The sequence below is a fragment of the Endozoicomonas sp. YOMI1 genome, assembly GCF_024606345.1.
Classification (GTDB): Bacteria; Pseudomonadota; Gammaproteobacteria; order Pseudomonadales; family Endozoicomonadaceae; genus Endozoicomonas.
Window position 1 is genome coordinate 1 of sequence record NZ_JAHHPM010000205.1, and the last position, 4,156, is coordinate 4,156.

Here is a 4,156-nt window from a genome sequence, read left to right on the forward strand (position 1 = left end):
CCTACTCTCACATGGGGAAACCCCACACTACCATCGGCGATCGGTCATTTCACTGCTGAGTTCGGGATGGGATCAGGTGGTTCTAACCTTCTATGGTCGCCAGGCGAAACTTTTGAGCCGGAAGCTTTAAGCTGTAGGCTATAAGCTGTCCGTGCCCTGGAATCCAGTATTCAAGCTTTCTTGCTGTACACTCTTGCGTATGGCTCCAACTGACAACTGGTCACTGACCACTGTCAACTGTCTTTTAAATCGCTTTGGCGTTATATGGTCAAGCCGCACGAGTCATTAGTATTGGTTAGCTCAATGCCTCACAGCACTTACACACCCAACCTATCAACGTCATCGTCTTTAACGGCTCTTCAGGACTCTCAAGGAGTCAGGGAAGTCTCATCTTGAAGGGGGCTTCCCGCTTAGATGCTTTCAGCGGTTATCCCGTCCGAACATAGCTACCGGGCAATGCGTCTGGCGACACAACCCGAACACCAGTGGTCCGTCCACTCCGGTCCTCTCGTACTAGGAGCAGCTCTTCTCAAACTTCCAACGTCCACGGCAGATAGGGACCGAACTGTCTCACGACGTTCTAAACCCAGCTCGCGTACCACTTTAAATGGCGAACAGCCATACCCTTGGGACCGGCTTCAGCCCCAGGATGTGATGAGCCGACATCGAGGTGCCAAACACCGCCGTCGATGTGAACTCTTGGGCGGTATCAGCCTGTTATCCCCGGAGTACCTTTTATCCGTTGAGCGATGGCCCTTCCATGCAGAACCACCGGATCACTAAGACCTACTTTCGTACCTGCTCGAGATGTACCTCTCGCAGTCAAGCGTGCTTGTGCCTTTACACTAACCGTACGATGTCCGACCGTACTTAGCACACCTTCGTGCTCCTCCGTTACTCTTTGGGAGGAGACCGCCCCAGTCAAACTACCCACCACACAATGTCCCCGATCCCGTTCCGGGACCCGGGTTAGAACCTCAATATTGCCAGGGTGGTATTTCAAGGGTGGCTCCACGCTAACTGGCGTCAACGCTTCCAAGCCTCCCACCTATCCTACACAGGCAACATCAAGATCCACTGTGAAGCTGTAGTAAAGGTTCACGGGGTCTTTCCGTCTAGCCGCGGATACGCTGCATCTTAACAGCGATTTCAATTTCACTGAGTCCCGGGTGGAGACAGCGTGGCCATCGTTACGCCATTCGTGCAGGTCGGAACTTACCCGACAAGGAATTTCGCTACCTTAGGACCGTTATAGTTACGGCCGCCGTTTACCGGGGCTTCGATCAACCGCTTCTCTTGCGATAACAGCATCAATTAACCTTCCGGCACCGGGCAGGCGTCACACCGTATACGTCCACTTTCGTGTTTGCACAGTGCTGTGTTTTTAATAAACAGTCGCAGCCACCTGGTATCTTCGACCACCGCCAGCTTACGGAGCAAGTCCGATCACCAGCAGCGGCGCACCTTCTCCCGAAGTTACGGTGCCATTTTGCCTAGTTCCTTCACCCGAGTTCTCTCAAGCGCCTTGGTATTCTCTACCTGACCACCTGTGTCGGTTTGGGGTACGGTCCCTTGTCACCTGACGCTTAGAAGGTTTTCCTGGAAGCAGGGCATCAATCACTTCGGCTCCGTAGAGCCTCGTCATCAATTCTCGGCCTTGAGGATCCGGATTTGCCTGGATCCCCAGCCTACGATCTTAAACGCAGACAACCATCGCTGCGCTGACCTAGCCTTCTCCGTCACTCCATCGCAGTCACAAGGGGTACAGGAATATTGACCTGTTTCCCATCGATTACGTCTTTCGACCTCACCTTAGGGGCCGACTCACCCTGCGCCGATTAGCGTTGCGCAGGAACCCTTGGTCTTCCGGCGGGGGAGCTTCTCACTCCCCTTGTCGTTACTCATGTCAGCATTCGCACTTCTGATACGTCCAGCATACCTCCCGGTACACCTTCAACCGCTTACAGAACGCTCCTCTACCAATCCAGTGATCAGTTGTCTGTTGTCGGTGATCGGTTTTGCTCCGAGTTATTGGAAACTCTTGTGCAAATTCACCAACATTCTTGCAACTTTCTGGTATTCGGTTTTCAGGTCTTGCCATGTTTCTTTCCCGATATAACCGAGATCAAGGCAATACCTTAACCAAACTCTCATTTCATCCGCTGATCCGATGGCCATTAGTAGAAACCTTCGGAACTCCGGCTTTGAAATGCTCAGTTTGCCATAGCCTTCAGCAATATTGGCACAGATGCCTTTACTGGCCCTGCGCATTTGATCTGCCAGTCCACGCATTTGTTCGTGCTTTGGAAATTCCAGACTCATCGCATGCACTTTCAACGAAAGTCGATACGCCGTCTGGAATACCTCAAGCTCTTCGAAACCCTGCATGTCCTGCCTCATCAACTGATTACTGACAACAGACAACTGACCACTGAATTCCGTAGCTTCGGTGAACAGTTTGAGCCCCGTTAAATCTTCCGCGCGAGCCGACTCGACCAGTGAGCTATTACGCTTTCTTTAAAGGGTGGCTGCTTCTAAGCCAACCTCCTGGCTGTCTGGGCCTTCTCACATCGTTTCCCACTTAACTGTTACTTGGGGACCTTAGCTGACGGTCTGGGTTGTTTCCCTTTCCACGACGGACGTTAGCACCCGCCGTGTGTCTCCCGTGATTGCACTCATCGGTATTCGGAGTTTGCATGGGGTTGGTAAGTCGGGATGACCCCCTAGCCCAAACAGTGCTCTACCCCCGATGGTGAGACACGAGGCGCTACCTAAATAGCTTTCGAGGAGAACCAGCTATCTCCGGGCTTGATTAGCCTTTCACTCCTATCCACAGGTCATCCGCTAGCTTTTCAACGATAGTCGGTTCGGTCCTCCAGTTGATGTTACTCAACCTTCAACCTGCCCATGGATAGATCGCCCGGTTTCGGGTCTACTCCCAGCGACTGTTGTTCCGAAGAACACGCCCTGTTAAGACTCGGTTTCCCTACGGCTCCCCTATACGGTTAACCTTGCCACTGAAAGTAAGTCGCTGACCCATTATACAAAAGGTACGCAGTCATCAGTGGTCAGTTGTCAGTTGTCGGTGGTCAGTTTTGCTCCGAGTGATATTTGACTCTTGTGCAAACCTGACGGTGTTTCCGAGGTTGACGACCTGGTAATCAGTCGCCGGTTGTCGCTTGCCTACTGGCAACTGACAACTGACAACTGACCACTGACTCCCACTGCTTGTACGTACACGGATTCAGGTTCTGTTTCACTCCCCTCAACGGGGTTCTTTTCGCCTTTCCCTCACGGTACTGGTTCACTATCGGTCAGTCAGGAGTATTTAGCCTTGGAGGATGGTCCCCCCTCGTCCGAAGACAGTTCAGACAGGATTTCACGTGTCCCGTCCTACTCGATTTCACAATAGATGAGCTTTCGTGTACGGGGCTGTCACCCACTATGGCCACACTTTCCAGAGTGTTTCACTAACTCATCAATTGCTTAAGGGCTGCTCCCCGTTCGCTCGCCGCTACTGGGGGAATCTCAATTGATTTCTTTTCCTCCGGGTACTTAGATGTTTCAGTTCCCCGGGTTCGCCTTCCAAAGCCTATGTATTCAGCTAAGGAATAACTGCTTGTGCAGTTGGGTTGCCCCATTCGGAAATCTCCGGATCAAAGTCTGTTTATCGACTCCCCGAAGCTTATCGCAGATTACCACGTCCTTCATCGCCTCTGACTGCCAAGGCATCCACCGTGTACGCTTAGTCACTTGACCATATAACCCGAAACGATCTGTTTCAGATCCGCTTCCCGCCACCCGCTACCCGCGGCCCGTAAAAGCAATGGTAAATAACCACCTTAACGATCTTCAGCCGTCAACTGGTCACTGTTAACTGACCACTGACAACTGAACGCCATACACATTAGCTATTACCTTCCGGTAATTAACTTGAGAGTGTCTCAGCAAGAATTTTCTTTAAAAGACGCAAGCCTTTTAAATCAATTCAGCTTAATTTGGATTCCACATTGTTAAAGAACACGACCTCCAGGGATGGAGGAAGCACTGAAAATCGTCTGGAACGATTTCAGTAAAACTACCAACTGACAACTGGTCACTGACCACTGTCAACTGATAATCAAACAATTCGTGTGAACGCTTATGGACGGCGGTT

The 4,156-nt window shown here is 51.4% G+C and carries 2 rRNA genes; both read right to left on the minus strand.

The window, feature by feature from the left end:
- Positions 1-104 (minus strand): 5S ribosomal RNA (rrf, locus tag KDK15_RS07025); the annotation flags it as partial.
- Between the two features lie 160 nt (positions 105-264).
- Positions 265-3,759, minus strand: a 23S ribosomal RNA gene (locus KDK15_RS07030).
- Between the last annotated feature and the right edge of the window lie 397 nt (positions 3,760-4,156).